The organism is Streptomyces boncukensis, assembly GCF_011045075.1.
Lineage (GTDB): Bacteria > Actinomycetota > Actinomycetes > Streptomycetales > Streptomycetaceae > Streptomyces > Streptomyces boncukensis.
Window position 1 is genome coordinate 1 of the sequence record NZ_JAAKZZ010000698.1, and the last position, 3,094, is coordinate 3,094.

Annotated in this window: 3 protein-coding genes and 1 pseudogene; 3 read left to right on the top strand and 1 reads right to left on the bottom strand. The window is 72.7% G+C overall.

What is annotated here, in order from left to right; all coding sequences use genetic code 11:
* The coding region (locus tag G5C65_RS34435) for an alpha/beta hydrolase (RefSeq protein ID WP_165302994.1) at nucleotides 1-917 on the top strand (917 nt) is incomplete at its 5' end.
* Nucleotides 918-928: 11 nt separating this feature from the next.
* Here G5C65_RS34435 and G5C65_RS34440 read toward each other — a convergent pair.
* A complete protein-coding gene (locus tag G5C65_RS34440; protein WP_165302995.1) occupies nucleotides 929-2,056 on the bottom strand; it encodes an FAD-dependent oxidoreductase in 1,128 nt (375 codons plus the stop codon).
* A 143-nt stretch (nucleotides 2,057-2,199) separates the two neighbouring features.
* On the opposite strand from G5C65_RS34440, the gene G5C65_RS34445 reads away from it, so the two are divergent.
* Nucleotides 2,200-2,805: a TetR/AcrR family transcriptional regulator gene (locus G5C65_RS34445; protein WP_165302996.1), complete on the top strand. Its 606-nt coding sequence runs from the start codon at nucleotides 2,200-2,202 to the stop codon at nucleotides 2,803-2,805.
* A gap of 195 nt (nucleotides 2,806-3,000) precedes the next feature.
* Nucleotides 3,001-3,094, top strand: a pseudogene (locus G5C65_RS39820) (alpha/beta hydrolase); the annotation flags it as partial.

The window sequence follows — 3,094 nt, forward strand, 5'->3', positions numbered from 1 at the left end:
CGCCCGGCGTGGTCGCCGAGGAGCGGACCGGGCCGCGTCAGGTCGACCTCACGCTCGACTCGCCCGCCCTGGGCGGCGAGGCGAAGGTCCGGCTGCTGACCCCGGAGGGCTGGGAGGACCGGCGCCCCGGGGACCGCTGGCCCGTGCTCTACCTCCTCGTCGGCGGCGACGGCAACTACCGCGCCTGGACCGAGGACTACGACGCCGGGCTCGACCGGCTGCCCGAACTGCGCGACGTGCTGGTCGTCATGCCCGGGATGCCGTTCTTCGGCTTCTACACCGACTGGCACAACCACGGCAAGGGCGGCCCGCCCGCCGTGGAGTTCTTCCACCTCAAGGAGGTCAGGCCCCTCCTGGAACGCCACTACGGCGCGGGCAGCCGCCGCGTCGCCGCAGGCGAGTCCCAGGGCGGCTTCGGCGCGCTCTCCTACGCGGCACGCCACCCGGGCCTCTTCCGGGCCGTGGCCGGCTACAGCGGATACGTCCATCCCGCCCGGCATCCGCACGCGATCGAGGCCGGGATGACCTACCTCGGCCTGGACTGGCGGGCCCTGTGGGGCGACCCGGTGGCCCAGCGCGCCAACTGGCGCGCCCACGACCCCTACCACCTGGCCCACCGCCTGCGGAACATCCCCGTCCACCTCTCCAGCGGCGACGGCCGAGCGGGCCCCCTCGACCCGCCGGACGTCGAGCCCGACCCCCACATCCCCGGCCTGGAGGACCCCGACGACCCGTTCCCCGAGGACGCGATCTCGCCGACCGAGACGCTGATGCACCACGAGTCCCGCGCCGTCGCCGCCCGCCTGCGTGCCCTCGGCGCCCCCGTGACCACGCACTTCTCCTCCGGCACACACTCCCCGCCGTACTGGAGACGGGAGTTCCACCGCTCCTTGCCCCTGCTCCTGGACGCCCTGTGACCGGGCACGCCTCAGTCGGGCGGTTCGGCGGAGAGCAGTTCTTCGGCTCCGTTGTCGAGGCGCTGCTGCATCTGCGTGGAGCGGGGCAGCATGGTCTTCTCGTAGGCGAGGACGGCGTCCTCGACGGTGTTGTGATGCACGATGGCGAGGGCGAGTTCGCAGGCGTCCAGCAGGGCGAGGTTGACGCCGACGCCGAGCGGGGGCATGAGGTGGGCGGCGTCGCCCAGCAGGGTGACGGTGGGGTTCTGCTCCCAGGTGTGCGGGACGGGCAGGGCGTGGATGGGGCGGTCGACGTAGCGGCCGTCGTTGTCGGTGAGCAGCCGGCGCAGATTCGGTGACCAGTCGCGGTAGCGGTCCGACAGCAGGGCGCGGATGCCGTCGGTGTCCTGGATGGTCAGGCCGGCGGCGCTGATCCAGTCGGCGGGGACGCGCTGGATGAGGTAGACGCGGATGTGGTCGCCGCTGTTGCGCTGGGCGAACAGGCCGCGGTCGCCGTCGGCCGCCGCGGCGGTGCCCTGACCGACGAGGTCGGCGATCCCGGGGTGCTCGGTGTCGACGTCGTCGAACCGGGCTTCGAGGAAACTGACGCCGCTGTACCGGGGTATGGCGTCGGAGAGGGCGGACCGGACCGTGGACCAGGCGCCGTCGGCGCCGATGACGAGGTCGGCCTCGACGACGGTGCCGTCGGCGAAGTGCAGCTGACGGGGGCCGGATGCGGGCCCCTCGACGGAGCGCAGGGTGTGGCCCCAGCGCACGGTGCCGGGCTGGAGGGAGTCCAGGAGGAGGTCGCGCAGCTGGCCGCGGTCGATCTCCGGCTTGGAGCGCTCGCCTTCGGCGGGGGTGTGGTGGAAGAGGAGGCTGCCGGCCGGGTTCAGCTGGCGCATCTCCTGCCCCTCGGGGCGGGAGACGCGGAAGAAGTCGTCCAGCAGCCCGGCTTCGCGCAGGGCGGTCTGGCCGTTGTCCTCGTGCAGGTCGAGGGTGCCGCCCTGGTTGCGCGCGCCGAGGGCGGTCTCACGCTCGTAGACGGCGGCGGTGAGGCCGTGCCGCTGCAGGATGCGGGCGCAGATCAGGCCGCCGGGGCCGGCGCCGATGATCGCGATACGCGGTGCGGGGGCGGAGAGGGATCCAGGCGTGGACATGCCTGCTCGCTCCTTTCGGACAGGGGAAGGGGAGGAAAGGGAGAAGTGGGCTCGCGATGGCCGCCCCAGGAGAGCACAACCGATAAATAAGTGCAACAATCCAACTTTTGTATCCGGGCAACCCAGCGCGGTAGGGTCCGAGCATGAGCGACACCGAAGCCGGCACCCCGGCCGCACCGATGGGGCGCCGCGAACGGAAGAAGGCGGCCACCCGTCAGGCCATCGCCGATGCCGCGCTGCGCCTGTTCCTCGAACGCGGCTACGACGACGTCGGTATCCGTGAGATCGCGGACGCCGCCGACGTGTCCACCACCACGCTGTTCAAGCACTTCCCGGTCAAGGAAGCCCTCGTCTTCGACGAGGACGCGGCCCAGGAGGCCCGGCTGCTCGCCGCCGTACGCGAACGCCCCGAGGGCCGGTCCATCCCCGCCGCCCTGCGCGAGCACGCGCTGCGCCACCGGCTGGCCGCCGCCCACGGCGACGCCCGCTTCACCGCCTTCTTCGACCTGGTCGACAGCACCCCGGCCCTGCGCGACTACGCCCAGGCCATGTGGCTGCGCCACACCGCGGCTCTCGCTGCGGCGATCGCGGAGGACAGCGGCCTGCCCCCGGACGATCCCGCCTGCACCGCGCTGGCCCACTTCGCCCTCGAAGCCCCCCGCGCCGCCCGCGGACACGACGACCCCGCCGGGGCCGTCACCCGCGCCTTCGAGCTCCTCGAAAGCGGCTGGCGCGCCATCGGCGCGTGACCGCCGCCCGTGACCGCCGCCGATAACCGGTTGGCGGGCCACGGCGGCCGCTGCTACGTTTCCGTCGGCCGTGCCGGAGATCGAGGAGGTGGTACCCGTGAACGCAGTATCGACATGGGTGCTCCCCTCCGGGGTCACGGTCGGGCGATAGGTCGTCCGGGAGCGCCGCTGTGAGCTCTCCCGAAAGGCACGACCATGCACATCACTTCCGAGCAGCGCCTGGACGGCGGCGTCCGCCAGCGCGAATTCACCCTCGGCGAGATCCCCGGCACCCTGTGGACCCCTGAAT